The 24,711-nt window shown below is 61.0% G+C and carries 24 protein-coding genes and 1 pseudogene; 15 read left to right on the plus strand and 10 right to left on the minus strand.

The annotated features are described in order from the left end of the window. Positions 1-62 precede the first annotated feature (62 nt). The 3 genes and pseudogenes from Q9K01_RS12875 to Q9K01_RS12885 form a co-directional block, all read right to left on the minus strand. A pseudogene (locus Q9K01_RS12875) lies at positions 63-668 on the minus strand (TolC family protein); the annotation flags it as partial. Positions 669-731: 63 nt separating this feature from the next. Further along, positions 732-1,079 (minus strand): hypothetical protein, encoded by a 348-nt coding sequence (locus tag Q9K01_RS12880; RefSeq protein WP_050600445.1) that lies wholly within the window; start codon positions 1,077-1,079, stop codon positions 732-734. 330 nt (positions 1,080-1,409) lie between these two features. Beyond that, on the minus strand, positions 1,410-1,823 hold the full coding sequence (locus tag Q9K01_RS12885) for a MerR family transcriptional regulator (RefSeq protein WP_050600446.1): 414 nt from the start codon (positions 1,821-1,823) through the stop codon (positions 1,410-1,412). Positions 1,824-1,909: 86 nt separating this feature from the next. Here Q9K01_RS12885 and Q9K01_RS12890 point away from each other — a divergent pair, with 86 nt between their 5' ends. The 15 genes from Q9K01_RS12890 (at position 1,910) to Q9K01_RS12960 (ending at position 16,411) form a co-directional block, all read left to right on the plus strand. Beyond that, the gene (locus Q9K01_RS12890; RefSeq protein WP_063506155.1) at positions 1,910-2,572 is read left to right on the plus strand and encodes a cation efflux transmembrane domain-containing protein; all 663 of its coding nucleotides are present in this window, start codon (positions 1,910-1,912) and stop codon (positions 2,570-2,572) included. Next, complete coding sequence (locus Q9K01_RS12895; RefSeq protein WP_063506154.1) at positions 2,569-4,509, plus strand: cytochrome c/FTR1 family iron permease; 1,941 nt, start codon at positions 2,569-2,571, stop codon at positions 4,507-4,509. Before Q9K01_RS12890 ends, Q9K01_RS12895 begins: the two co-directional genes overlap by 4 nt. A 26-nt stretch (positions 4,510-4,535) precedes the next feature. After that, positions 4,536-6,125: a multicopper oxidase family protein gene (locus Q9K01_RS12900; protein WP_063506153.1), complete on the plus strand. Its 1,590-nt coding sequence runs from the start codon at positions 4,536-4,538 to the stop codon at positions 6,123-6,125. Between the two features lie 67 nt (positions 6,126-6,192). Next, a complete protein-coding gene (locus Q9K01_RS12905) occupies positions 6,193-7,833 on the plus strand; it encodes an acetolactate synthase large subunit (protein WP_067505934.1) in 1,641 nt (546 codons plus the stop codon). Further along, a complete protein-coding gene (locus Q9K01_RS12910) occupies positions 7,830-9,224 on the plus strand; it encodes an aldehyde dehydrogenase family protein (RefSeq protein WP_160728996.1) in 1,395 nt (464 codons plus the stop codon). Before Q9K01_RS12905 ends, Q9K01_RS12910 begins: the two co-directional genes overlap by 4 nt. Continuing rightward, a complete protein-coding gene (gene lspA / locus Q9K01_RS12915) occupies positions 9,221-9,700 on the plus strand; it encodes a signal peptidase II (RefSeq protein WP_063506150.1) in 480 nt (159 codons plus the stop codon). The genes Q9K01_RS12910 and lspA overlap by 4 nt, the downstream gene beginning before the upstream one ends. Before the next feature lie 193 nt (positions 9,701-9,893). Beyond that, positions 9,894-10,529: a peroxiredoxin gene (locus Q9K01_RS12920; protein ID WP_063506149.1), complete on the plus strand. Its 636-nt coding sequence runs from the start codon at positions 9,894-9,896 to the stop codon at positions 10,527-10,529. Between the two features lie 119 nt (positions 10,530-10,648). After that, positions 10,649-11,935 carry a cytochrome P450 gene (locus tag Q9K01_RS12925; protein ID WP_082837348.1) on the plus strand — a complete coding sequence of 429 codons (1,287 nt, stop codon included), beginning with the start codon at positions 10,649-10,651 and terminating at the stop codon, positions 11,933-11,935. Between the two features lie 107 nt (positions 11,936-12,042). Next, positions 12,043-12,735 (plus strand): AraC family transcriptional regulator, encoded by a 693-nt coding sequence (locus tag Q9K01_RS12930; RefSeq protein WP_160728994.1) that lies wholly within the window; start codon positions 12,043-12,045, stop codon positions 12,733-12,735. Between the two features lie 72 nt (positions 12,736-12,807). Continuing rightward, a complete protein-coding gene (locus tag Q9K01_RS12935) occupies positions 12,808-13,281 on the plus strand; it encodes a sterol desaturase family protein (RefSeq protein WP_160728993.1) in 474 nt (157 codons plus the stop codon). A gap of 70 nt (positions 13,282-13,351) precedes the next feature. Further along, a complete protein-coding gene (gene tnpA / locus Q9K01_RS12940; RefSeq protein ID WP_062068004.1) occupies positions 13,352-13,717 on the plus strand; it encodes an IS66-like element accessory protein TnpA in 366 nt (121 codons plus the stop codon). After that, the gene (tnpB, locus tag Q9K01_RS12945; RefSeq protein ID WP_305930567.1) at positions 13,714-14,055 is read left to right on the plus strand and encodes an IS66 family insertion sequence element accessory protein TnpB; all 342 of its coding nucleotides are present in this window, start codon (positions 13,714-13,716) and stop codon (positions 14,053-14,055) included. Before tnpA ends, tnpB begins: the two co-directional genes overlap by 4 nt. 73 nt (positions 14,056-14,128) lie before the next feature. Continuing rightward, on the plus strand, positions 14,129-15,772 hold the full coding sequence (gene tnpC, locus Q9K01_RS12950) for an IS66 family transposase (protein WP_062068000.1): 1,644 nt from the start codon (positions 14,129-14,131) through the stop codon (positions 15,770-15,772). Further along, on the plus strand, positions 15,769-15,990 hold the full coding sequence (locus tag Q9K01_RS12955; RefSeq protein ID WP_198302033.1) for a hypothetical protein: 222 nt from the start codon (positions 15,769-15,771) through the stop codon (positions 15,988-15,990). Before tnpC ends, Q9K01_RS12955 begins: the two co-directional genes overlap by 4 nt. 31 nt (positions 15,991-16,021) lie before the next feature. Further along, a complete protein-coding gene (locus Q9K01_RS12960) occupies positions 16,022-16,411 on the plus strand; it encodes a sterol desaturase family protein (RefSeq protein WP_067502887.1) in 390 nt (129 codons plus the stop codon). Positions 16,412-16,737: 326 nt separating this feature from the next. Here the strand turns inward: Q9K01_RS12960 and Q9K01_RS12965 are convergent, their stop codons facing one another. The 7 genes from Q9K01_RS12965 to Q9K01_RS12995 form a co-directional block, all read right to left on the minus strand. Then, positions 16,738-17,124 carry a hypothetical protein gene (locus Q9K01_RS12965; protein ID WP_067501036.1) on the minus strand — a complete coding sequence of 129 codons (387 nt, stop codon included), beginning with the start codon at positions 17,122-17,124 and terminating at the stop codon, positions 16,738-16,740. A gap of 77 nt (positions 17,125-17,201) precedes the next feature. Continuing rightward, positions 17,202-17,564 (minus strand): hypothetical protein, encoded by a 363-nt coding sequence (locus Q9K01_RS12970; protein ID WP_160728990.1) that lies wholly within the window; start codon positions 17,562-17,564, stop codon positions 17,202-17,204. 132 nt (positions 17,565-17,696) lie between these two features. Continuing rightward, on the minus strand, positions 17,697-17,906 hold the full coding sequence (locus tag Q9K01_RS12975) for a hypothetical protein (protein ID WP_063612683.1): 210 nt from the start codon (positions 17,904-17,906) through the stop codon (positions 17,697-17,699). 435 nt (positions 17,907-18,341) lie between these two features. Continuing rightward, positions 18,342-18,737, minus strand: coding sequence for a hypothetical protein (locus Q9K01_RS12980; RefSeq protein ID WP_160728988.1), 396 nt, complete (start codon positions 18,735-18,737; stop codon positions 18,342-18,344). Positions 18,738-18,747: 10 nt separating this feature from the next. Further along, a complete protein-coding gene (gene mobF / locus Q9K01_RS12985; RefSeq protein ID WP_160728987.1) occupies positions 18,748-21,774 on the minus strand; it encodes a MobF family relaxase in 3,027 nt (1,008 codons plus the stop codon). 190 nt (positions 21,775-21,964) lie between these two features. Further along, complete coding sequence (locus Q9K01_RS12990) at positions 21,965-24,361, minus strand: type IV secretion system DNA-binding domain-containing protein (RefSeq protein WP_305930568.1); 2,397 nt, start codon at positions 24,359-24,361, stop codon at positions 21,965-21,967. Further along, positions 24,354-24,644 carry a hypothetical protein gene (locus Q9K01_RS12995; protein WP_149036579.1) on the minus strand — a complete coding sequence of 97 codons (291 nt, stop codon included), beginning with the start codon at positions 24,642-24,644 and terminating at the stop codon, positions 24,354-24,356. The genes Q9K01_RS12990 and Q9K01_RS12995 overlap by 8 nt, the downstream gene beginning before the upstream one ends. Between the last annotated feature and the right edge of the window lie 67 nt (positions 24,645-24,711).

Raw genomic sequence — 24,711 nt, forward strand, 5'->3', positions numbered from 1 at the left:
TCGCCCCATAGCGAGGCGAGGGCCGTTCGGGCTGCAAGACTTGTCGCTTCGGCGGCCTGAAGTTCGGCTTGCGCTTCCGCCAAGGCCGCTTCGGCCCGAAGAGCACGGAGCGGGGGCTCGCGCCCGACTTCTACGAGGAGACCGGCAATGCGGGCGAGCTCTTCGTTTCGCTCAACCACATCGAGGGCCAGTTCGACGCGCGAGGCTGCTGCAGCCGCTGCTACGTAGCGTTCACGGACAAGAAATCCGAGTTCGGCCCCCGCAAGGTCAGCCCGCAGATCCGCCAGCTGTGCCTGCGCCCGGGCAGCCTCGACGCGTGTGCCGCGTTTACCTCCAAGTTCGAGCCGCTGTCCGACAGCAAGCGTATATTCGGTGGCGCTTAGCCCGGAGAAGGCCCCACTCCCGGCGATGTTCTCGACCTCGAGCGATATTTCAGGGTTGGGCCGCAACCGCGCCTGTCCGACAAGAGCCTGCGCCGCCTCGGCTTCCGCTCGAGGGCCGACGATGCGCGGGTTTAACTCGGTGTTAGCGGGTTCGGCAACCACGCCTGTCCGGCCCAACGCCTCGTCGAGCGTCAGAAGCTCCCGCTCCTGCGCTGCCACAGGCGTGACAATTGCGGCGAGGGTTAGCCCTGCTATCAGGGCCCCTCGCCATTTGATGGCTGGCATTTTTCAAAACTCTCTCTGCTGACAAATCGAAATGCGCTGCGTCAAGCAGCGCAGTGACGGTCGTCAGGCGCGAGGAGGGCGTTTGGGTAAATTGCTCGCATCGCCGAATAATTCTTCGGCCATATGCGACCCAACCGTGATGTTAAGCCGGTCGGGCATGTCGTTTAAAAGCTTCGATTTCAGTGCTGCGGCGACGTGATGGCAATGCCCGTGGGCGCATTCCTGCTGCTCCGGGCTTTCGTTTTGCGGGCTCTCGTCCGCATCAATGTCGAACATCTGGACCGAATAGGCTATTTCTGACAGCTCGTCCGCACATTGCGCTGCTTCGACCGCCGGAGACGCCATCAGCGCTGCGACCGCCAAAAGGGCGGCGACAATCCTGACGGGAATCAAGGCGTTCAGATCGAACATCCTGTGGCCCCTAACAAGGTGAAACGAAAGTTGAAACAAAAATCTTCTCGGTTGCTGTAATGTGATATTGTCACGAAGCGTCCGGACAATGAATATTGTTCGAGTAGTTTCTTTTTCGACCAAATTCCATGGAATGAATGCAGCGTTCTTATAAGGCGAAAGCTGATTAATATTCAAATTACCCAAGTTCCGTCATAATCAGCCATCCAATCCTAGATCACGACATCAGAATCTGGATTATCACGATGATAACGCTTCCAGCGACTGGAGGTGCAAGCACTTTTTTTGCTGTCTGGGTTCGGTGTCCATAGTCCCATTATAGCTTTCGCGTCAGCGACCCGCGGAAGAGGCGGCTGGGTTTCGAGAAAGCGTTTCGATGATTTTGCATTCGGAAACCTCGCCGCCCGTGCAGGCCGCGACCACACTTCTCAGTTCGGAACGAAGCGCTTGTAGCCGACTGATGCGCTCGTCCACGGCTCGAAGGTGCCGCAAAGCGATGTCACCCGCCTCGTCACAGCTCTGATCCGGTCTCGCCTTCACGCTTAAAAGCGAGCGTGTTTCATCGATCGAAAACCCCAATTTTCGAGCATGCCGAATAAAGGAAAGGCGCTCGACGTCCTGCTCTTTGTAGGTTCGCTGCCCCGCTGCCGTACGCGCGGCTTCGGGCATCAGTCCGATATCCTCATAAAACCTTATCGTATTGACCTTGGTGCCCGTCGCCTTCGAAAGACCTCCGATAAGCATGAACTCACTCCTCCAGCTCCGAAACCGCGAACCATTCGCAATTTTGGCTTGCTCCTACAGTTGCTAGAGGTGTTACCTAATGCCTCATGTCGAATAACGAAACATCGGATTGCGGCTGCACAGGCGATACGCAAAGAGCAGGCGCAGACCCCGCCTATCGCCGCGCCCTTTGGATCGTCGTATTGCTCAATCTGGGCTTTGGCGTTTTCGAGGCCTTCGGCGGGTTTCTGGCGGACAGCCAAGCGCTCAAGGCCGACGCTCTCGACTTCATCGGCGATGGATCGATCACGCTCATCGGCATCCTTGCTCTTGCGTGGACTGCCCGCACGCGCGCCCGGGTCGCGCTGGCACAGGGGCTGTTTCTGGGCGTACTAGGCCTCGGAGTGATCGGTCTGGCGGTCTGGCGATCGCTTAACGCGGTCGCGCCGGAAGCCGGCTTGATGGGCGGGATCGCCGTCGCAGCCTTGATAGTCAACATCGCGGCGGCGCTTGTGCTGATGCGGTTTCGCGAAGGCGACGCACATGTATCCGCGATCTGGCTGTTCAGCCGCAATGACGCGATCGCCAATGTCGGAGTGATCATCGCTGCTGCCCTGGTCGCCTGGACCGGGCAAGCCTGGCCCGATCTGCTGGTCGCAGCGGTGATCGCACTGATCTTCCTGCATTCGGCCTATCTTATTGTCCGGCGTGCCACCGAGGAACTTCGCGCGCAGCATGTTTCGGCTCTCGGAAAGGCCGCCTCCAAATGACGCTACGTGCTTTTGCGGTCCAATTGATCGCTTTCCTGTCGATCGCAGTCGCAATGCCCGCTTCTGCAGGCACGCATGACGCGGTTCAGACGACCTGGCGCCTGCTCGATTACATCGCCGTGGATTACACCGAAGCCGTTAGCGGCGGTGAAGTCACGAACGAGCTGGAGTATGCCGAAATGCAGGAATTTTCTGCCTCGGTAGCCGAACGCATGGCTGCCCTGCCCGCAAACGCGCACCGTGCCCAGCTGGTTGCGGAGGCAGAGGCTCTCGTCGAGTCAATCTCGACGAAGGTGGAGCCTGCTGTCGTCGCACGAGACGCGCGCAGATTGGCAAGCGAGCTGATCGCGGCGTTTCCCGTTCCGCTTGCTCCCGAGGCGGCACCCGACCTCGCGCGAGGTGCCGCGCTGTACGCCCAGAACTGCGCAAGCTGTCATGGCGTGAGCGGAGGAGGCGACGGCCCCGCGGCAGAGGGACTCGATCCCCCGCCAATCGCGTTCGACGACGTCGTCCGTGCCCGCGAGCGAAGCGCTTTCGCGCTCTACCAGGTCATTGGACAGGGTCTGGAGGGAACGGCCATGCCGGGCTTTTCCGATCTCGGGGCGGAAGATCGCTGGAGCCTGGCCTACTATTCAGGGTCGATCGCATTTGAGGATGTGGAGCGCGGCAGACGGATCTGGAACGACGATCCGGAAATCCGGGCGCGTATTCCTGACCTCGCCGCTCTATCCGGCCTTACGCCGGCAACCCTTGGCGAGGCGATCAGCACCGAGCGTGCCGATGCCGTTATGGCCTATTTGCGGGCTCATCCCGAAGCCATGGCGAGCGATACGACCGGCTCACTCGCTTTGGCACGCAAACGCTTGCAGCAAAGTCTTGCCGCTTACGAAGCGGGTAATGAGGCCGAAGCGCGCGAACTCGCACTCTCGGCCTATCTGGATGGCTTCGAACCATTGGAAGCCGTCTTAAGCACGCGCGATGCAGACCTGCTCGCATCTGTCGAAACCGGCATGGCGGAGCTTCGAGCGGCAATAGGTCGCGGGGATCCGCTGGCCGCCGTCGCCCAAAGGGTGAATGCGCTCGACGTTCTTTTCTACCGCGCCGAGACGGTCCTCGCCCCGGACAATGCCAGTGAGGCGTCGGCATTCGCAGGAGCCTTTGCGATCCTGTTGCGCGAAGGGCTCGAGGCATTGCTGATCGTGATCGCGATGATCGCGTTCCTGCGCAAGGCCGAGAGAACGGAAGTTCTGCCCTTCGTCCATGGCGGATGGCTGTCGGCCCTTGTCGCCGGTGGCCTGACTTGGGTGGCAGCGACTTACCTGATCGGCATAAGTGGAGCAGGCCGTGAACTCGTAGAGGGGTTCGGATCGCTTTTTGCCGCGCTCGTCCTGCTGTCGGTCGGTATTTGGATGCACGGCAAGTCGCAGGCCGGCGAATGGCAACGCTATATCCAGAAAACCATGCAGCACGCTCTCTCGCGCAGGTCCGCATGGTTTCTGTTCGGGCTGGCGTTTCTGGTGGTTTATCGGGAGGTCTTTGAAACGATTCTCTTCTTCGCGGCGCTCTGGACTCAGGGGCATGCCGACGCAATTCTCGGCGGCGCCGCCTCCGCAGTCGTGTTGCTCGGACTAATCGCCTGGGCGATGCTGCGCTACAGCCGCCGACTGCCGATCGGAACCTTCTTCGCGTACAGCTCGATCCTGATCGGCATTCTTGCCGTCGTTCTGGCCGGGAAGGGCATTTCGGGCCTCCAGGAAGCCGGTCTGCTGGGCATCACCCCGCTTCCGGACCTGCCCCGCGTTCCGATTCTGGGCATTGCACCAGCACTCGAGCCGGTGGCAGCGCAAATCCTCACACTCGCCCTGATCACGCTGGGTTATTGGCGCAACAGAACGAAAGGCCTGCAAGTGCGGACGCCGCAAGCCGAATCCGGCTAGCGGCGCTCCGGTCGCAGGAAAGCGATATGATCGACAGACGTTCCATTCTTGGCGGTGCGATGCTTGGCGCAGGTGCATTGGGGATAGCCGCATATGCCGGGCGCGACCTATTGATAGGCAAGAAAGCAACGCTTGCTTCGGGAACGGCACGCTCGCAACTTCTCATTCCTCCTCTTTATTCAGGCGAACGAGAAGGCGGCGAGAGGGTTTTCGATCTCAATCTGCGCCACGGCGTCTCGCAATTTTTTGACGGGATCGAAACGCCAACCATCGGCATCAACCAGCCCTATCTCGGCCCCACGCTTGAACTGAACGCGGGCGATACGGTGCGGATGAATGTCACGAGCGATCTATCCGAAACGGCGACCGTCCACTGGCACGGCTTTCATCTGCCTGCGCGCGCCGATGGCGGACCGCATCAACCGATCGAGCCAGGAGGCAGCTGGACCGCGCGTTTCGATGTCCGCCAGCGCGCATCGATGTTCTGGTATCATTCGCATGCGCACCGTCGCTCTGGGCCACAGGTCTATCAGGGTCTGGCCGGAATGATCTACGTCCGCGACAGCGCGAGCGAGGCGCTCGACCTTCCAAACGACTATGGCATCGATGATATACCGCTGGTCGTTCAGGACCGCGCTTTCGCGAGCGATGGAAGCCTCATTTACTCCACACGTATGCACAATGTCATGATGGGGATGATGGGTGATACGATGCTGGTCAATGGCATCGTCGAACCCGTCTTTGAAGCAAAGTCTGATCGCCTTCGGCTGCGTCTGGTCAATGGCTCGAACGCACGCTTTTACCGTTTCGGGTTCGACGATGGCCGCAGCTTCCATCAGATCGGAACCGACGGCGGTTTGCTCGCCGCGCCGCTGCCAACCGACAATGTTGTTCTCGCCCCGGGCGAACGCGCGCAGGTAATCGTCGATGTCAGCGACGGAAGGCCGGTTTCGCTGCTTGCGGACGGGCTCGAAATCATGGGCATGGGAAATAGGGGCCGGGGAATGAGAGGGCCCGGACCCACGCGCGATTCCGACCGGCCGGTGGACAATTGGATGATGGGCGAACGGGAGCGTCGCGATGGGATGATGGGCGGTATGATGGATGAAAGGCGTCGCTTTACCGTGCTGGACATCCGGCCGGCCGCAAGCCGCAGGCGGGCGATCGCTATGCCGCGCCAGCTCGCTACCTTGCCTCAGATCGATCCAGGCGACGCGGTCCGGACGCGCCGTTTCGTTCTCGATATGGGCATGGGAATGCGCATGATGCGTGGAGGCGGTTTTACCATCAACGGCAAATCGATGGACATGCAGCGTATCGACGAGACAGTGCGGGTCAATACCACCGAAATCTGGCAGGTCGAGAATGCCTCGATGATGGCGCATCCGTTCCACATTCATGATGTGCAGTTCCGTATCCTCGACCGGAACGGCCGGGCACCTGAGGCGGCGGAACAGGGGTTAAAGGACACGGTCGTCGTCTATCCGGGCGAGACCGTGCGGCTCCTTTTGCGGTTCGAGGACTACACCGACCCGGATTTGCCTTACATGTACCACTGCCACATCCTCGAGCACGAAGATGCCGGCATGATGGGGCAATTCACCGTCACAGCCTGAATCAGTAGCCGAGCAGAAGACCTGCCACCGACAGCCTCCAGGCCCTCACCAATGCGAGAACCATTCCATGAAAGCATCCGATCTTCTTGTCGCCGCGTTGGAAGCCGAAGGCGTCGAGTATATCTTCGCGGTTCCGGGCGAAGAAAACCTCGATCTTCTGGAGTCACTGCGGACCTCGTCGATCCGTCTGATCGTTACCCGGCACGAGCAAGGGGCAGGGTTCATGGCGGCAACCTATGGACGTCTTACCGGTAAAGCCGGCGTATGCCTTGCCACGCTGGGACCAGGGGCGACAAACCTCACGACGCCCGCAGCTTATGCCGCTCTGGGCGCTTTCCCTCTGGTCATGATAACCGGCCAAAAACCCATCAAGGTCTCGAAGCAGGCGCAGTTCCAGATCGTCGATGTTGTCTCGCTTTTCACTCCCTTGTGCAAGATGGCGAAGCAGATCGTGAATGGGGAGCGCATTCCTTCGCTCGTGCGCGAAGGTTTCAGGAGAGCTCAGGAAGAGCGACCCGGTGCAGTTCTGCTGGAACTGCCTGAAGATATTGCCGAGGAAGAAACCTCCGAACCGGTCGTTGCGCCCCACCCCCGCCAATATGCGGTGGCCGGAGATGCCGCGCTAGACGAAGCTGCCGAGCGAATTCTCGCCGCCGATCGCCCGCTGCTTTTGGTTGGTGCCGGGGCCAACCGACGTAGCGCCTGCAAGGCGCTCCGAAAGTTCGTCGACGATACCCAATTTCCGTTTTTTAATACGCAGATGGGCAAGGGAGTGCTCGATGAGGCAAGCCCCCTGTATCTGGGAACGGCGGCTCTATCGTCGGATGACTATGTTCATTGTGCCATCGATCGCGCAGACCTGATCGTCAATATCGGCCATGACGTGGTCGAGAAACCGCCCTTTTACATGGAGCCTGACGGACGCACCGTTATCCATATAAATTACAAGGCCGCAGAGGTCGACCAGGTCTATTTTCCGCAGCTGGAAGTCATTGGCGATATTGCCGGATCTGTCGAGCGACTAGGAAACCGGCTGCGCGGCAAACACCCTAGTGACCCGGCAGCCTACGCCAAAGTCCATGAGGACATCGCGGCGCACATCCGCCAAGGCAGCGACGATGGCCGCTTTCCGATGGTGCCCCAGCGCATCGTTGCAGATGTACGGGCGGTCATGGGCCGCGACGACATCGTCGCACTCGACAACGGCATCTACAAGATCTGGTTCGCCCGCAACTATATCGCGCATGAGCCGAACACGATTCTGCTCGACAACGCGCTGGCGACGATGGGAGCGGGTCTCCCCTCGGCGATGATGGCAGCGATGCTGTCGCCCGAGCGCCGCGTGCTCGCCGTATGCGGCGATGGCGGGTTCATGATGAATTCGCAGGAGGTGGAAACCGCGGTCAGGCTCGGCCTCAACCTCGTCGTACTCATCCTCAATGATTCCGCTTACGGTATGATCCGGTGGAAGCAGGAAGAACTTGGCTTTCCCGATTACGGTCTGAGCTTCGCCAACCCCGACTTCGTTACCTATGCGAAGAGTTATGGTGCGACGGGCCACCGGATCGAAAGCAGCGAAGCACTGGTACCGACCTTGAATGAAGGGTTTGAAAGCGGCGGCGTTCACCTTGTCGACTTGCCGGTGGATTACTCCGAGAACCGCAAGGTTCTGATCGATGAACTCAAGGCGATGGAGTGTCCCCAATGACGTGGCAGGTCCTCAATCCCTACGACCAGGAATGCATTGGCAGCGTTGAGCTGGTCGACTGGCCGCAAGTCGATCGTTGGCTCGACGAGGCGCGCGCGCTGCACGAAGACCGACAAGCGCGGCTCCCCGCGCATGAACGCATCGCCATCCTGCAGCGCGCCATCGGGCTGATGCGCGAGCGCGCGGAGACACTGGCAATGCAGATTGCGCTCGAGGGCGGTAAACCCATCGTCGACGCGCGCGTGGAAACCAGTCGCGCCATTCAGAGCGTCGAATTGTGCATACACGAATTGTTCGCCAGCGGCGGGCGCGAAATCCCGATGGACCTGACGCAGGCGGGGGCAGGACGCAAAGCCTATACCTTCCGTGAGCCGATTGGGCCGGTCGTGGCGATCTCCGCTTTCAATCATCCTCTGAACCTGATCGCCCATCAGGTGGGACCGGCAGTCGCAAGCGGATGCCCTGTTCTGGTGAAACCGGCCAAGGACACGCCCCTTTCCTGCAAGAGCTTCGTCGAAATCCTTTATGAAGCCGGACTCGATGAACGCTGGTGCCGCTTTGTGCCATGTTCGAACGATGTCGCCGAACAAATGGTCATCGATTCGCGGACGGCATTTTTCTCCTTCATCGGTTCGGCCAGAGTTGGCTGGATGCTCCGCTCCAAACTGGCGCCGGGCACCCGCCTGGCACTGGAACACGGTGGCGCGGCTCCGGTCCTCGTCGATGAGGGCGTCGCAAGCGGCAAGGTAATTCCTCCTCTCCTGAAAGGCGGCTTTTATCATTCTGGACAAGTCTGCGTCTCGGTGCAGCGCGTGTTCGTTCCGCGCGCCGAACTGCCGGACTTCGCTGCCGAGCTCGCTGAGGGAGCAGAAGCGCTGACTGTGGGCGATCCGACCAAAGCGGAAACCCAATGCGGTCCGCTCATTCGTCCTGCCGAAGTCGACCGCGTCGCATCCTGGGTCGATGCAGCCGTTCAGGGCGGCGCCAGGCTCGCCGCAGGGGGTAAGCGCATGGGTTCCACCCTTTACCAGCCCACGGTCCTTGTCGATCCGCCGTGCGACGCCGATGTATCGCGCAAGGAAGTGTTTGGCCCTGTGGTCTGCATTTACGGATACGACGACGTCGATGCTGCGATCGGCCAAGCGAACGCGCTTCCCTACGCCTTTCAGGCGGCTGTGTTTTCCGACCGAATGTCCTGGGCCGATTACTGCGTCGAAACGCTGGCCGCGTCAGCCGTAATGGTCAACGATCATACCGCATTTCGCGTCGACTGGATGCCGTTCGCAGGACGTCGTCAGTCGGGTCTCGGAACAGGCGGTATAGGTTATACGATGGTCGATATGAGCGAAGAAAAGATGGTGGTCGTGAATGCACCATCCAGCGTCCGATGACCTTGAGCGCGGCGAAACGGCTTGCGCCCGTTTTGATTCTGGTTAGCTTCGGCCTCGACCAATTGTCGAAAACCTGGGCGCATTCTTTGGTTGGTTCGGGTAACGTGATCGCAGTGTTCCCGGGCTTCAATCTAGTCGCCATCGCCAATAGCGGCGTGGCTTTCGGACTGGCCGGTGGAGCAGCCCCCGTGATCCTTATCGCGATCGGCGTTCTGCTTTCGGGCATGCTCGGGATTTGGCTGATGAGAACCCGATCCCCCATCCATGCGCTCGGCTTGAGCTTGGCGATTGGCGGAGCGCTCGGCAACGTTGCAGACAGGCTGATGTTTGGCGCCGTCAGGGACTTTATCGATTTGTACTGGGACAATTTTCATTGGCCATCATTCAATCTGGCCGACGTCGCGATCGTAGCGGGACTGGGGCTTTTGATCCTGGTGGGCGAAGACCAGCCTGAAACCAGCGCGAATACGAGCTGATTAAGACCGGACGCAATGAGAAAAGACGAACGCTTCCGCATAGCGCGGAAGGTCGCCACACCAGCACGCTGGCGATGCCGTCTATCGCGTCTGAACGCCGCTTGGTCGCGATCTCGGTTGCACCTACAGCAACTGTAGCACCCATCTGTACGTGTAGCTGCGTTGCTTTAGCGCTCACCACAGGAGATTTTCAATGACACTTCAACTTGGCGACACCGCACCCGATTTCGAGGCCGACACAACCGATGGCACGCTCAAATTCCATGAATGGATGGGTGACGACTGGGCGGTGCTGTTCTCGCACCCTGCGGATTTCACTCCTGTTTGCACGACGGAACTTGGTGAGGTTGCCCGCCTCAAGCCTGAATTCGACAAACGCGGCGTCAAAGTGATCGGTCTCAGCGTCGATCCGCTCGAAGATCATCGAGCTTGGGCGGGCGACATTGCCGAAACCCAGGGTCATGCTCTCAACTTTCCGCTGGTCGCGGACCCGGATCGTGAAATCGCTGATCTCTATGGAATGATCCATCCGCAGGCTGATGATTCATTCACCGTCCGCTCGGTGTTCATCATCGGTCCCGATAAGAAAGTGAAACTTACGCTCACTTATCCCGCGAGCACGGGACGAAATTTCGAAGAGATCTTGCGGATTATCGATTCGCTGCAACTGACGGCGGACCACAGCGTGGCCACACCTGTGAACTGGCAGCAGGGCGAGGACGTCATCATCGTGCCTTCGCTCAGCGATGAAGAAGCGCGTGAGAAATTCCCCAAAGGCTGGGAGACGGTAAAACCTTATCTGCGCGTCACACCGCAGCCGCAGGATTGATCGCAGCATAAGGGGCAATGCGAGACTTATCGGCGGGAGCATAATCAAAAGCGCGCCGGTTGGTTTTGCCGTGCCTGGCTCGGCACCGATATGCCAAATCGAGAGGACGGTATTGGTCTATGAAACGTTCCATAAAACAGAGCGAAGAACTCATACCGCGAGGGCCCTTCGACAGCACACTCCATTTCCTGAGGCGGCCCTATGACTTCGTAAACACGGTCTGCTCGCGAACCGGTGGCAATATGTTCGAAACCCGCCTGTTGCTCCGGCGGACTGTGTGCCTGCGCGGCGAAGCTGCGGCCGAGATGTTCTACGATAAAGCGCGAATGTCGCGCGACGGCGCGATGCCGGAACCGGTTCGGGCGACTTTGACTGGCAAGGGCGGAGTCCAGGGTCTGGATGGCGAGCGGCATCTGCGGCGCAAGGAAATGTTCGTGTCGTTGCTGACGCAAGAGCGTGTCGAGGCTCTGGGAGAGAAATTCGAGAAAATGTGGTTGGCCCAGCTCCCGGCATGGACCCGGGAATCGCAGGTAATCTTCTACGAAGCGCTGCATCCCATATTGGCCGAAGCAGTGTGCGACTGGGCCGGTGTGCCACTACCGGCTGAAGAGCGCATCAAGCGAACTCGCGACCTTGTTCTACTCTTCGACCGCGCGGCCGCGCTCGGCTTGGGCCATTTTCGGGCCCGGCGCGCTCGCAGCCGTTCCGAAGCGTGGCTTGCTCGCGTCATCAAGGATGCGCGTGACCGCCGTCTGGTCCCACCCGCTGAATCGGCGCTGGCTGTGATTGCTGCGCACCGGGATGAGGATGGTGCGCTGCTAAGTCCCAGGATCGCTGCCGTCGAACTGCTGAACGTTCTGCGCCCAACCGTCGCTACGTCTGTCTATATCACTCTCCTGGCGCATGCTCTCCATTCATTTCCCGATGTGGCTCCGACCCCTGCATCCGATCGCTCTGAGTTAGGCCGTTTCGTGCAGGAAGTGCGCCGGTTCTATCCGTTCTTCCCTGCGGTCGCTGCCAGGAGCCGAAAGGACTTTCGCTGGCGAAATGTCCGTTTTCCCGCCGGCCGACGTTTCCTGCTCGACTTACACGCAACCAACACTGATCCTCATCTCTGGAACGAGCCGGAAATCGTCAATCCGGATCGCTTTCGCAAGGAAGACTTTTCCGCGTTCGCATTAATCCCTCAGGGCGGCGGCGATGTCTCGAAAAATCATCGCTGCCCCGGTGAGACAGTCGTGCTCGAAGTGATGGAGCGCTCGTTGCGAATGCTTCTTTGCGAAATGGAATATCGGCTTCCCGCGCAGGATCTGCGCATCGATCGTTCCCGGATGCCGGCGCTGCCAGGCAGCAAGATCATTCTCGAGGATATCCGGCGCAGTGAGCGGTCTTTGAAAGAGACTTGAGGAGAGCCGGGAACGCGTTGAGATCTCTCAGAAAGGAACGTCCGATTGCACAGCAGCTAAGACGAAATCGCTCTTTGAGAAGCACCGACGCCTCATGGGAGGGCAACATGATGCTCGGATTTGGCTGGGCACTTCTCGACGCCCAAACAGGAGAGAACCGTCCGCACAGTCATCTGGCACACCAGATCAGTCTTTCGCTGGTCGACTCTTGCAGCATTAACGCTGACCGAGATCTTCGCTTGTCGCCCGGTGAAGCTGTTCTCATCCCTGCCACCACGGTTCACCGCTTGACGCCATCCGGTGCCATCCTGCGAAATCTGTATGTCGATCCGTTTTTCATGGGAACCCGTGACCTCAACAAGAGTGTTGGACTGGAACGGCTTTCGACCGCTGAAGCGAATGCATTGGCTCTGGTTGGATCTGGGAACGAGGCACGCAAATGGATGGAAGGCTTTTTGAACCGGAAGGGTTCGAGCCAAATCGACCCGCGCCTCCGCTCTACGCTGCAACGGATCGAACCCGGGGCGACACCTTCGGAATTGGCCAAAGCCGTCGGTGTTTCGACCACGCGGATGCGGGAAATTGCGGTTCGGGATTTTGGAGTGCCGACAACCAAGCTCCTGCAATGGTTACAGGTTCAGCGTGCCATCGAGAGCTTCGACCAATCTCATAGTGTCGCTGCCGCAGCGGCCGCGGGTGGGTTTTCCGATCAAGCGCACTTTACCCGTCGTTTGGTCGAATGGTTCGGCGTGACGCCATCACTGGGTCTTGCAAAAATCGCGATTACCATCGTGCGTTAAAACACCACCGAAACGTTCAAGACCGGTGGGCGACGGGAGCGTAAATGGATCCATCGTTTGATGGAGGCTCCAGTGGTCGTTTTTCGTTATCTCTATGCCCCACTCTATTTTTTTGGTTTTGTCGGGGGCGCTACGGCGATCGTGTCCTCGGATAGTTCGCCGGCCTGGCTGTTAGTTCTGGTCATCGCTGCGATCGGGACCTCACTTGCCGCCGAGCATATCGCGCCTTTCGAAAATCAGTGGAATTCGAGCCATGGGGATGGCGGGCGGGACGTTTTGCATGCCCTTGTAAACGAAGGGTCTCTTGTGGCTATGGTGCTGCTTCTTCCGCTCATCGCAAGCCTTGTCCCTTGGGAATCAGCCTGGCCAACGACGCTGCCCTTATGGGCTGATGCGGCCATCGCGATCGTGCTTCTCGACCTAGGGATAACCCTTGCCCATTTCGCCAGTCACAGGGTTTCGTTTCTCTGGCGTTTTCATGCCGTGCATCATTCGGTACGCCACATGTACGGCTTCAACGGGCTATTGAAGGTACCCATCCGGTGAGGCCCGCCTTGTCCGGCGAGTGAACGACCGGTCTTAAGAGCGCTCGTATGAGCGAGCTTAGGAGCGGAGCATGGGTCAGATCACGGTGATGACGGGGCCGGAGCGTCGTCGGCGTTGGAGCGAGGAGGAGCGGATTGAGATCCTCGCCGAGGCCTTTGCGCCGGGCGCCTGCGTTGCCGATGTATCGCGGCGGCGCGACGTTTCGACCAGCCTGATCTACACATGGCGTCGCAAGTTGCGCGAACAGTCGGCGGCTGCGTCCTTGCCGGTACCGGAGATAAATTTCGCCCAGGCCGTGCTCGCCGATGATGAGCAGCCTGCCGATCACGATCCGTGTGCCGCGGTCACGGTCGATCTTGGCAATGGTCGGTGCGTGCGCATTTCGTCGAATGCGCCTGCCGCACTGGTTTCGGCGACCTTGAAGGCGCTGCGATGATCCCATCGGGCGCGAGGGTCTGGATCGCGATGGGCCACACGGACATGCGCAAGGGCATGCAGGGGTTGGCCTTGCAGGTTCAGCAGGGCCTGAAGCGCGATCCACATGGCGGCGACCTGTTCGTGTTCCGAGGGCGGACGGGATCGCTGGTCAAGATCATCTGGCACGACGGCATCGGCATATCGCTTTATGCCAAACGGCTCGAGAAGGGTCGCTTCGTCTGGCCCTCGGCGAGAGAGGGCATCGTCTCGCTGACCAATGCCCAATTGTCCTGCCTGCTGGAGGGGATCGACTGGCGTAACCCGCAATATTCATGGCGTCCGCAGAGCGCCGGATAGGGGCTGCATTTTCTTCGTTGGCTGGCGCATTTTGGGCTTTGACCGAAGGCCGATCTGTGATTCCATGCCCCTTATGGACACGGCCGCATCGCCCCTGCCGGACGACGTCGAAGCGCTCAAGGCGCTGCTGGCCGCCGCGCTCTCACGCGCCGATGATGCCGAGGCACGCCTTGCCAAGGCCAGGGCCCGCGAGAGCGCGATCGAGGCGCTGATCGCGCACCTCAAGCTGCAGATCGCCAGGCTGCGTCGCGAGCAATATGGCGCCAGCGCCGAACGCAGCCGACGTCTGCTCGACCAGTTGGAATTGCAGCTCGAAGATCTCGAGGCCGATGCCTGCGAGAATGATTGCGCTGCCGAAGCCGCTCCGGCGAAGACGAGCGAGGTTGCCGCGTTCGACCGCAAGCGCCCGAGCCGCAAGCCGTTCCCCGAACATCTGCCCCGCGAACGCGTCGTCATCCCCGCGCCCTGTTCGTGCCCGTCCTGCGGCAGCGCGCGTCTGTCAAAGCTGGGAGAGGATATCACCGAGACGCTGGAAGTGATCCCGCGCCAGTGGAAGGTGATCCGGACGGTGCGTGAGAAGTTCTCCTGCCGGGATTGCGAGACGATTACGCAGCCCCCGGCGCCGTTCCATGTCGTGCCGCGCGGATGGGCCGGGCCCAGCTTCCTCGCCATGCTACTTTTTGAGAAGTACGGTCAGCACCAGCCCCTCAACCGGCAGGCCGAGCGCTTCGCCCGCGAAGGCGTAGCGCTCAGCACCTCGACCCTGGCCGATCAGGTCGGTGCCGCCGCCTTCGCACTCATGCCGCTCTACCGGCGGATCGAAGCCCATGTGCTGGATGCAGCCCGGATCCATGGCGACGATACGACCGTGCCGGTCATGGCGAAGGGCAAGACCGATACGGCGCGCCTGTGGGTTTATGTGCGCGATGACCGGCCCTTCGCCGGCTCCGATCCGCCAGCAGCCTTGTTCCACTATTCCCGCGATCGGCGCGGTGAGCATCCACGGGAGCATCTGGCGTCCTGGGCAGGGATCCTGCAGGCCGATGCCTATGGCGGCTACAACGAGCTTTACGCTCCCGGTCGTCAGCCAGCACCCGTGATCGAGGCGGGCTGCTTCGCGCATGCACGGCGCAAATTCTTCGAGCTGGCCGATGTCGAGGGAGCCGCGCGCAGGAGAAGCCGCGGCGGACGCAACGGCATGATCTACCCGATCGCGCTAGAAGCCGTGCAGCGCCTCGATGCCCTGTTCGAGATCGAGCGCGGCATCAACGGCAAAACGCCAGGCGAGCGTGTTGCACTCCGGCAGGAACGCAGCGCGCCGCTGATGGCGGGCCTGCACGCCTGGCTCACCGCGCAGCTCGCGAAGCTGTCGCGCAGCCATGATATGGCCAAGGCCATCAACTATATGCTCCGGCGCTGGGGTGCCTTCACCCGGTTCCTCGATGATGGCCGGATCTGCATCACGAACAACGCTGCCGAGCGGGCGCTGCGCTGTGTGCCGCTTGGCCGCAAGGCATGGCTGTTCTGCGGTTCCGACCGCGGCGGACAGCGCGCGGCCGTGCTCTACACGCTGATCCAGACGGCCCGGCTCAACGATGTCGATCCGCAGGCGTGGCTGGCCGATGTCCTCGCGCGCATCGCCGGACATCCTGCCCACCGGATCGACGAACTACTGCCCTGGAACTGGGAATCTGGGCGAGCCAGAATCGCAGCTTGATGGCGCACGTTAACAAGGTCCATTCGGTCAGCACGATCGCACTCGTAGCGCGTCATCTAAGCGTCGAAGAAGATCTGATTGCTGAACTCGCGTCGGGCATGGACCCGGAAGACGGGCTGATCTGGGTGTACAGCCTTGATCGTCCGGACGGCGCGATGGCATTTACCGAATACGGCGTCGAAAACCTCACAACGCTCATCGCCGACCACGATATATAGCACTGCCGCGGCCTTCACCGGATGGGTACTATTGAAGCATCCGGTCCACCAGTTCTTCGAGGTTTCCGCCGGTGCCTTGCCATGGCTTCTATTGGGGATTCCTCTAGATGTCGCTGCCGTGGCTTCCTTTGCGGTGTTGATCCAGCTCCAGTTACAGCATTCGAATGTCGAGATGCGGGTCGGGCCGCTGGCATATGTCTGGGCCGTCGCCCCTGTCCATCGGCACCACCACCTTGCGTCCCAAACGGACGGCGACGTCAATTTCGGTCTGTTTCTAACGCTCTGGGATGTTCTGCTTGGTACAGCGCGCTTTGGATCGAGTGAGCATATCAAAGCCGGGGCGATCGGCCTCGCTGGCATCGAAGATTATCCTAATGCGTACCTCGCACAGTTGGCCGAACCATTTAGAACGCAGGCGTAAACTGGCCGGCGCCGACGCCCGAAGCGAAGGATGGGCATGACGGAACAGCAAGTATCCTACGCATCACCAGCCGGTTGTCGTGCCCTCACTCCGCTTTTCGGCATGCCGGAGAAATCCAATATGTCGCCGAATGCCTGAGAGCAACGACGCAACCCAAAGTTACCGCGGCAAGCGAACTGCTCATATAAGGCCTTCTCCCGCTGCGGAAGCATTGAGCGCTTAAGTTCCGCCACCTATTCCAAGTGCCAAAGCCGTCGAGATCTGATCGCTCAGTGTTGCGATTCCGAGCAGCGTAATGCGCGTAGCCGCAAATTGTCGGCGGATCTTCACCTTACCATCAGCAGGCCGATCGCGCCCAGCACCATCGAGGCCGATCCGAAGATCGTCTTTGCGAGGGACATTTTGCGAGCGACGGCACCTCGACAAATCCGCTTTCTGACCTTGTCCAGGCCGGTTCTGAGGCCTGCCGTTCCGTCCCAGACATCGATCATTCCCCAAGTGAGGAGAGCGCCAGCGACGATACAGGCGTAGCTGTCGGCCTCGAGACGACCCATGGCGAACGATATGGTCGCACCTGCCATCACGGGCAGCATAATGATCTTCACGACGTCGATCGCGCTCAGAACCGACCGATAATGCCGCGAGGAGATGAAAGGGAGCAGGAAAAGGGGCCGTGCGCAGAGCGTGCAGGTTTTGCCGGGATAGCGCGACATCCATCCCGGCATAAGACCCCTGCAGAAGGGGCATCGGACCTGCGGCTCGTCGATGATCGCGGCCCTTCCTCCCGAGCTCACGCCTTCTTTTGGCATTTCGTTTTCCGGCAATCATTCCGAACATCGCATTTCGCCTGATCGCCGCAGTCCTGCTTCTCCTGTTTGCAGTCGTGGCATTTGACCATTTCGTCCAGCGACATACGGCGCTGCTTGCGCTCGACACTGTCTTCGAGCGTCGCTTTCGCCTTCGCTTCCCGGGCGACAAGATCGAGCATCTGCCGGGCCACATTGCCGGTGCTCTGATTCACCCCATCGGCGATCGTCTTCGTGGCGGCAGCGTGTTCGTGCATTTCATCCGCCGCTAAGGCATCCTGTGCTGCTGCCGGTACGGCCATGAAAGCTCCTGCCATTGCAGCGGCTGCCATCATCTTCTTCAACATTGTTAGTTCCCTCTTCTTTCCGGTTGCCCGGGTGGTTGATGCGCCGGTGGCGCGTGATGCCCCTTGCGGAGCGGTTTCGCGGAAGGTGAATGCCTCCCGGACCTTTGAGGCGCTTGCGCGCGAGCATGGGCGTCATCGCCAGAAGCCGTCGCGCCTTTCGCCGCTGCGGTTGTCGTAATTTTCCTTGTCGTCGTATCCGCTCTTGCGAATGCCGACCTCGACGCGATCGCCTCCGGCGTTGCGGATGTGGAGGTCGCGCAGGTCCACCCTGTTACGGTGTGCCCAGTCCTCGGCGGCTCGCTTGCTTCCGAATGTGCCTACGTCTTCGTAATCGAACGCCATCGTGGTCCTCCTTCAGGTTTGAGTTGCTTGCCAGGGTGATTGGGTTCGGTGCGCAACGAGCGGTCCGAGCGCGGCTTCGATGTGCCGTTCGACGCTCGTCTTGGTCGGCCGCTCTCCGGCCGGAAGGCGGACGGTCGTATAGCCTGCGTGTCGGGTGAGAGCGTCGCGATCGGTATCGCTGCGGCGGCACCTTGAGACGGGAGAGCTCCCGGCGCGGCAGACCGCTCCAGATCGCGGCTGTCGCGATGATGACGCCGGCGATGACGAGGAACAGGAGGGTCTGGCTTGTCCATGACGTCAGTTCTCCGTCGATGAGCGCGGGTCGGCCCAGAAGATCAAGGGTCAGTCCGGTCGCCACGGCGAGGACGACGCCGGTCGCGGAGAGCTCTTCGGGCGTGGCGGGGAGAAAACCCCACGGGCCCGTCAGGAGGTGTGTCATGTCGTACTGCCATTCCAGAATTCGTTCAGGCGGCGCGGAAAGAGCGCGTAGACGCGGTTCATTCCGAGCGGCGCTGCGAACTTTGTTGCGAGATTGACGAAGGCCACGGCGATCGAACCAACGATCACCGCGATGAGGATGGCGAGACCGATTGCGACGCATTCGGCTACCATCTGCTGGTTCGCGACCATTTCGCGCATGTCGGCGCATCCCTGGACCCCGTGCAGATCCAGATCGCACGCCACGAAATTGTCCCCCTCCACCAATTCGGCGAGTTCCTGCAGTCCCGCCTGCTTCACGAAGTTGGAAAGCGTCGGCTGTTGCTCGAGAACGGAGTTTAGACTGTCCTTCTGCGGGGCGTTGGCGATCAGGTCATGCTGGGTCTTGTCCATTGCCGGTCTCCTATCGGGCACGTTCGATGTTGCGTTCGGGAAGGTCGATCTGCGGCACCGCGCGCAGGCTCTCTTTGTCGACCGAGGGCAGGCGATCCGCGCTTGCTTCTCCGACCTTCAGGTGTTCGGGGATCTTCGGATTGAAGTCGGGGGCTGCGCGATCAATGCGGGCATCCGCGATCCGCTTCTCGCCAAGCGTCTCGAGCGCGCTGGTCTTGTCACCGGGGTTGCGGCCGATCTGGGCGAGCAGCTGGTCCCTGTCGTTGGTGACGATCGTGATGTCGTCGCGCACGCGGGTCATCATCACCAGCGCGAGCCGCTGGTTCGAGAGATGGCGCGCCGACGAATGCATCTCGCCGATCGCCATATCACGGGTGTCGCCCTGCGCCTGGTGCATGTTGATCGCGTAGGCGAGGCCCATGCGCTCGAGCATCTTGTCGTTCTGCTTGAGTTCGACCGTTTCCCCGTGACGGTTCTCGACCGTGACGACGCCGTCCTTGACGCCGAGGATCTTCGCCTCCTCTGACTTCATCAGCTTGCGGGCGTCGTCCTTCTCGGTCCAGCGGACCTTGTCGCCCTCGTGGATGGTTTCCTTGGTCTTCTCGGACAGACGCAGTGCGTCGCGTTTGTCGACCGGGTCGATGCGCGACGGGTCGAAGCGCTTCAGCTTGCCGTTTTCGTCGCGCAGAAACACCCTGCCCTTCGCGTCCAGGCCCTCGACATCGTATCTGCCGCGAGAAAGCCCTCCAGGGGCATTCTGGCGCATCACCTCGAGCAGCTGACCCTTGGCGTAGGTTGCTGCGTAGCGAAGCTCCTCGCGGGTCGCATGGGCCGGCCTGAGCGTATCGAGCGTCAACCCCTCGCCCTTGATCGATCCTTCGGCGCGCAGCCCGTCCTGCACCATCCGGTTGAGCGATGCGCGTGCGTCGCGACCGGAGGAATAGATCGCGGTCCGCTCGCGGTCCTCCGGGGGTAGATCGAGCCAGGTCTTCGCCGCAACCTCCAGATGGTCCTTGCCCGCCTCGACCACCTTGTCGCCGAGCAAGGCGAAGCTCTCCCGGAACCTGCCCGCGCGGGCGAGGCCCGAGGCTTCCTTCATGTGCTCGGTGCGCTGACGTAGGCTCGTGTCGAGCCGGGCCAGCGCGGGATAATCCGCCTGGATCAGCGAGAAGCTCTTGCCCGCCTCGATCGGTTGCAGCTGCGCCTTGTCGCCGATCATCACCAGCTTCTCGACACCCAGGCGATTGGCGATGGTGAGGAGGTCGTTCATCGGCTTGTTCGCGACCAGCGAGGCTTCGTCGAGCACGAGGACCTTGCCCTCGAGCGCAGCGCGCGATGCTTCGAAGGTTGGTCCGCTGCCATGAAGCGCACCGCGCAGGTGCTGGTTCACGAACGAGGAGACGGTCCTAGCTTCGATGCCCTCCTTCACCGCCTCGCCGTTCGCCGTGCGTATCTCGGTCTCGTTGCGCAGGTCATTGACCATCTTGTTCGCGAAGGCGAGGCCGATCACGTCCCTGCCCTCCTCGCGCGCAACGCTAGCGATCGCGGAGATGAGGGTCGTCTTGCCGGCTCCGGCCACGCCCTGAATGACGACGGTGCGGTCGTCGCTCGACAAGGCCAGCGTGCCGGCAGCGATCTGCTCGGCGTTGAGATCGTACTCGCCCGACACCGCGCGCAACCGCTCGGGGGCCCCGCTAGCCTTTATCATGCCTGGACTCGCGTCCTTCCCCGCAGTCACGTTGGCGAGGGTCGCCCGCTCTATCGCCACGTGTTCGGGGGTGGTGTATTTCTCGATCGCCCCATCGAGCCGGGCGCTCTTGCCTGGCAGCATCTGGCCCTTGTCGACCAGCGCTTCCATTCGCGCTTCGACGCCTTCGACTGTCACTCCCCTGGCGCCGAGGTCGAGCGCGGTCTTCACCAGCTCGCCGCGCGTCCACGACGTCTCGCGCTCGCCGATCACGCGAACAGCGGATGCCGTTACGAGTTCGGTGCGCAGCTGCGTCGGGGTCAGACCCATGCGCTGCAGGCCGTTCGTGGTCAGTTCGTCGGCGGGACGCGTGTAGAGCTGCGCGGTCTCCTGGACCGCTGCGATCACTCCGCGGACGCGTTCGGCCGTTCCCAGCGGTCCCTCGCGGCCGTTGTCGATGCGGGCGCGCGTTTGTTCGACCATCGCCTTGGCATCGAACTCTAGTCCTTCGGCGCGCTTCGCCCATTCCTGGCGAAGCGCCTGCTTGTCATCAGGATTGAGTTTCGGATCCCGGGTGTTCTTGGTGACGCCTCGCAGGAATTCGGTCTCGTTCGCGCGTCGGCCGAGCTTTTCGGCTGTCGCGAGTATGTCCAGTCTACGTTGACTGAAGGCTTCGATCACCTCACGCGAGACTCCTTGGATCTCGAACTGTCCGTGTTTTCCGGTAAGCTCGGTCCGATAGCCAAGCTTCTCGAGGTTCGTTCGGAGCGCGGCATTGTAGATCGAGCCCAGAACGGAATTGTTCTTCCAGACCTCGCCGTTCCAGAGTGCCTTCCAGTTGCCCGCCTTGTCCTGGGTCATGGCGGCGATGACGGCATGGGTGTGGTTCTGCGGATCGAGCTTGCGGCTCGTGTCATGCTGGAAGAGCGCATACAGCAATTTCCCTGTCTGAACCGCTTCGCCATTCGGATTGCGCGAATAGTCGCGCGCCTCGGCGAAATGCTTCTCGAGATAGGTCATGGTCGCCTTGACCGCCGCCTCCTGCGCGGTGAGGACGCGCTTGTCTCCGCCGAGCTGCGCCATGAGGCTTGCGGACTTCGGCATGGAGAAGGTGAGGTCGATCCCAGCTCTCCGGTTCTCGTTGCCGTTGACGATGGTCCCGTCGGGCAGCTTGCCATCGAGGACCTTCTCGAAATCCTCCTTCGTGACGGGACCGCTCAGGCCCAGCGCCTCGGCACCCTTGCCGCCCCACTCGCTGAGCTCGGCAGGGCCATCGCCGACATAGTAGTCGTCCTTGGCGAAGTAGTTCGCTGCTCCGCCTGCGGAGGAAACCGATGCGACGGACAGCATCAGACGCTCCCGAGCCTGATTACTCTTCGAAGCATTCGGCCGCGGAGGAGCCAGTCGGCGCTTATCCCGAATTGCTCGCCGCCGATCCCGGTTCTCACCTCATTGTCGAGGAACCGCGTCTTCGTAGCTTGATGGGGCAGCGCGGCGATCATGTGGTCGCTCCGGCTTCGGCGCATGGATGGAGAGAGGGTCACCGGCCCATCTCCTGGTCCTTTTCGATGGAGACCTCATGGTGCTCTTCCGTCTCACGGCCGAACCCTTGACGGTTCTCCCGTTCGAGGATGCTTTCCTGGCTGTCGTCGCGTCCTCTGACCTGGCGCGTCTGCGCGACAACGTTCCGATTGGACGCGTTGCGCTCTTCGACGTCCCGCTGGGCCAGGCGCTGCCGTTCGCGATCGTCGCGCTTGCCGGTGTGCTTGAACTTCGACAGGTCGTCGTGATCGCGCTGGTCGCTGGTTCCGTCGACCACTTCCTGGGCAGCGGTCCTGTGCTGCAATTCGCCCGCGGTTTGCTCCACCGAACGATCGAGCGAACCCTCCACCTCCTCCCGCAACTTCTCGGCTTCGATCTCCGCCTGGCTGAGGACGACATCAACCCCGTCGCGCGTGTCCTTCGGCACGTTGTCCGGCCCCTCCCCCTCGCGCCCCCCGACACCCATTTCCGTGGCTTCCTCTTCGGTCGGCACGTATTCGGCAGCGCGCATGTCGGTGACGCGGCAGAAGCCTTCGGCGCGTTCGGGATAATCGTTCCAGGTGAGCCGGATGCGTGACGCCGGGAAGCCGTCGGGGAATTTGATGAAGCCGGTCAGGCTTTCCAGATTGCTGATGTCGTCCGGCATCACGAGCTCTTCGACATCCGAGCGCGGCGTGATGGTGGATGCGTCGCGGCTGTTGTTGTACCCGTAGGAATAGGCTTCATCCATCAGCCGAACCTTGCGGTTGCCGATGAATTCGGAGCATCGCCGGGAGGTTTCCGGATCGGCAGTCTTGAGGATCAGCTTCGTGCCGGCAAGCGAAGCGAGATTGGTCGCGCCATGCTCGCCGTAGGTCTCTTCCAGCTTGTCGAAGGAATGCATTCCGAGGACGAACGCACCGCCGAACGCGCGGGCGGTCTGCAGGCCGTGATCGATTGCGGGAAGGCGGTGGAGCGCATGGACCTCGTCGATGAGGAACCATGTGCGCAGATTCCGGCTCCGCCTCATTTGGAACAGGGCATTGACGGCAAGGTCCATCCACAGCGTCAGCAGCGGCCGATTGAGTACGAGATCGGGGTGGGTGGAGGTGATGAAAAGGATCGAGCCTTCCCTAACGTCCTCGCTCATCCATCGCTTGATCGAGAAGCCCTCTTCGCCCGGCTTGGGTTCGGGCAAAAAGCGGAAGGCGTTGGCGTTGGCGATGAAGGTGGTCCGGATCGATTCCGCCATCTTCGCGGCGGATGGGGACATCATCGGTCCGGCAATCGTGCCCTCGAGCTGGGCATGGATCGTCTTGAGGTCCGACATCATCAGGAAGTAGGCGAGACCCCCATTCGAGCGGACGCCCATCTTGAGCATCTTGACGCACATCTCGACCATGAGTGTGCGGGCTGACTTCTGCCAGAAATCGTCCTCGACCGATTGCCCGCTGGGAACGAGCGCTGTGGCCGCGCTCATGAACTCGGCGTAGTTGCTGCAATCGTTGAAAATGGACCAGGGTTTGCAGCGCTTGTCCATCGGGTTGAGGATCACGTCGGTGTCCTCGTTGTAGAAGCTCTCGACGAAGGTTCCTGTGAGGTCGAAGATTACACAGCGATGGCCGCGTTCGCGCGCCTGCTTGACGATCTTCTTGAGCTCTGTGGTCTTACCGGCGCCGGTCGTGCCGACGAACATCGCATGGCTTTGTTCGAGGCGCCACGGATAGGGCAGTCCGGCAAGCCTGTAGGGGTGGTGAAGGCCGCGTCGGATTCGGTCTTTGAGCGGCTCTTTCAGAACAGCGTTGGGATCTTCCGGCGGGGTGCGCGAGAGGCATTCTTTCTGATGCTCGCGCCAGTTGTGGGCGAGGATGGATTGCTTGAGGATCGAACGCTCGACCAGGACGGCGCCGCGTTCGTGGCGCTCGGTCAGGATGTCCGATCCGCGCTTGCGCGAAAAGTCGATGAACCAGATGGTCAGCGGGACGCAGATGAAGGCCGCGCCGAGCATCGAAGATACGGTCACTTGGATAGCCCGCGACCACGCGGCTTCGACGGCGGGATGGTAGGGCACCATCGACATCGTCCCCTGCACCACCTGGCCGGAAGGAAGCGTCAGGTTGATCGCCTTCATCGGATCCAGCGACATCCATCCCCAGACCGAGGAAAGAAGCTTCATCAGGACGAGGTGGATTTCGTGATTCTTGAACGTGAAATAGCCCAGCACGAAGAGCAGGAGGACGGTGGTTCCGATCCATGTGTAGAGCGGGATTCTGATCCCCGCCCAGGTCATCAGGATCTCGTGATGGAACAGCTGCGATCCCCGCGTGAAATTGCCCGCGTTCCGCTTCACTTTTCCGCGCGCAGAAGCGTGCGTCAGAGTGATCGCCTGCTTGTTGTATCTGATATCCTCACGCATGGTGCTCTCGCACGTTGCGCATGGCCGCACGGATCAGCTCGTCACTGTCCTCCGGATACTGCCTTTCGACCAGGAGGGAGAGCGCAAGCTGGGTGTGCTCGAGGATGGTGAGCGCACGCTGGCCATTGAGTGCGATACCCAGCTTGAGCATCGGCAGGCCGATATTGACGGAGGTGCGTATTACCTCGGCACGCGTTATGCCTTGTGCGGCCGCGTAGGCGTCGAGGGCTTCGAGAGCATCGGGGGAGAACCCTACGCCGATGCCTTTGTAGGTACTGGCCATGCAAACTCTTTCCGAGTTGTGCATGGTTTCTCTATCGCAAGCCCTTTATATATCCGCCGAAACGGAA

The organism is Qipengyuania benthica, assembly GCF_030717865.1.
Classification (GTDB): domain Bacteria; phylum Pseudomonadota; class Alphaproteobacteria; order Sphingomonadales; family Sphingomonadaceae; genus Qipengyuania; species Qipengyuania benthica.

Bases quoted from the DNA above. Each gene is read 5' to 3' on its own strand.
- Q9K01_RS12880 (WP_050600445.1), bottom strand. From the start codon at position 1,079: ATGTTCGATCTGAACGCCTTGATTCCCGTCAGGATTGTCGCCGCCCTT.
- Q9K01_RS12885 (WP_050600446.1), bottom strand. From the start codon at position 1,823: ATGCTTATCGGAGGTCTTTCGAAGGCGACGGGCACCAAGGTCAATACG.
- Q9K01_RS12890 (WP_063506155.1), top strand. From the start codon at position 1,910: ATGTCGAATAACGAAACATCGGATTGCGGCTGCACAGGCGATACGCAA.
- Q9K01_RS12895 (WP_063506154.1), top strand. From the start codon at position 2,569: ATGACGCTACGTGCTTTTGCGGTCCAATTGATCGCTTTCCTGTCGATC.
- Q9K01_RS12900 (WP_063506153.1), top strand. From the start codon at position 4,536: ATGATCGACAGACGTTCCATTCTTGGCGGTGCGATGCTTGGCGCAGGT.
- Q9K01_RS12905 (WP_067505934.1), top strand. From the start codon at position 6,193: ATGAAAGCATCCGATCTTCTTGTCGCCGCGTTGGAAGCCGAAGGCGTC.
- Q9K01_RS12910 (WP_160728996.1), top strand. From the start codon at position 7,830: ATGACGTGGCAGGTCCTCAATCCCTACGACCAGGAATGCATTGGCAGC.
- lspA (WP_063506150.1), top strand. From the start codon at position 9,221: ATGACCTTGAGCGCGGCGAAACGGCTTGCGCCCGTTTTGATTCTGGTT.
- Q9K01_RS12920 (WP_063506149.1), top strand. From the start codon at position 9,894: ATGACACTTCAACTTGGCGACACCGCACCCGATTTCGAGGCCGACACA.
- Q9K01_RS12925 (WP_082837348.1), top strand. From the start codon at position 10,649: ATGAAACGTTCCATAAAACAGAGCGAAGAACTCATACCGCGAGGGCCC.
- Q9K01_RS12930 (WP_160728994.1), top strand. From the start codon at position 12,043: ATGATGCTCGGATTTGGCTGGGCACTTCTCGACGCCCAAACAGGAGAG.
- tnpA (WP_062068004.1), top strand. From the start codon at position 13,352: ATGGGTCAGATCACGGTGATGACGGGGCCGGAGCGTCGTCGGCGTTGG.
- tnpB (WP_305930567.1), top strand. From the start codon at position 13,714: ATGATCCCATCGGGCGCGAGGGTCTGGATCGCGATGGGCCACACGGAC.
- tnpC (WP_062068000.1), top strand. From the start codon at position 14,129: ATGGACACGGCCGCATCGCCCCTGCCGGACGACGTCGAAGCGCTCAAG.
- Q9K01_RS12965 (WP_067501036.1), bottom strand. From the start codon at position 17,124: ATGTCGCGCTATCCCGGCAAAACCTGCACGCTCTGCGCACGGCCCCTT.
- Q9K01_RS12970 (WP_160728990.1), bottom strand. From the start codon at position 17,564: ATGTTGAAGAAGATGATGGCAGCCGCTGCAATGGCAGGAGCTTTCATG.
- Q9K01_RS12975 (WP_063612683.1), bottom strand. From the start codon at position 17,906: ATGGCGTTCGATTACGAAGACGTAGGCACATTCGGAAGCAAGCGAGCC.
- Q9K01_RS12980 (WP_160728988.1), bottom strand. From the start codon at position 18,737: ATGGACAAGACCCAGCATGACCTGATCGCCAACGCCCCGCAGAAGGAC.
- mobF (WP_160728987.1), bottom strand. From the start codon at position 21,774: ATGCTGTCCGTCGCATCGGTTTCCTCCGCAGGCGGAGCAGCGAACTAC.
- Q9K01_RS12990 (WP_305930568.1), bottom strand. From the start codon at position 24,361: ATGCGTGAGGATATCAGATACAACAAGCAGGCGATCACTCTGACGCAC.
- Q9K01_RS12995 (WP_149036579.1), bottom strand. From the start codon at position 24,644: ATGGCCAGTACCTACAAAGGCATCGGCGTAGGGTTCTCCCCCGATGCT.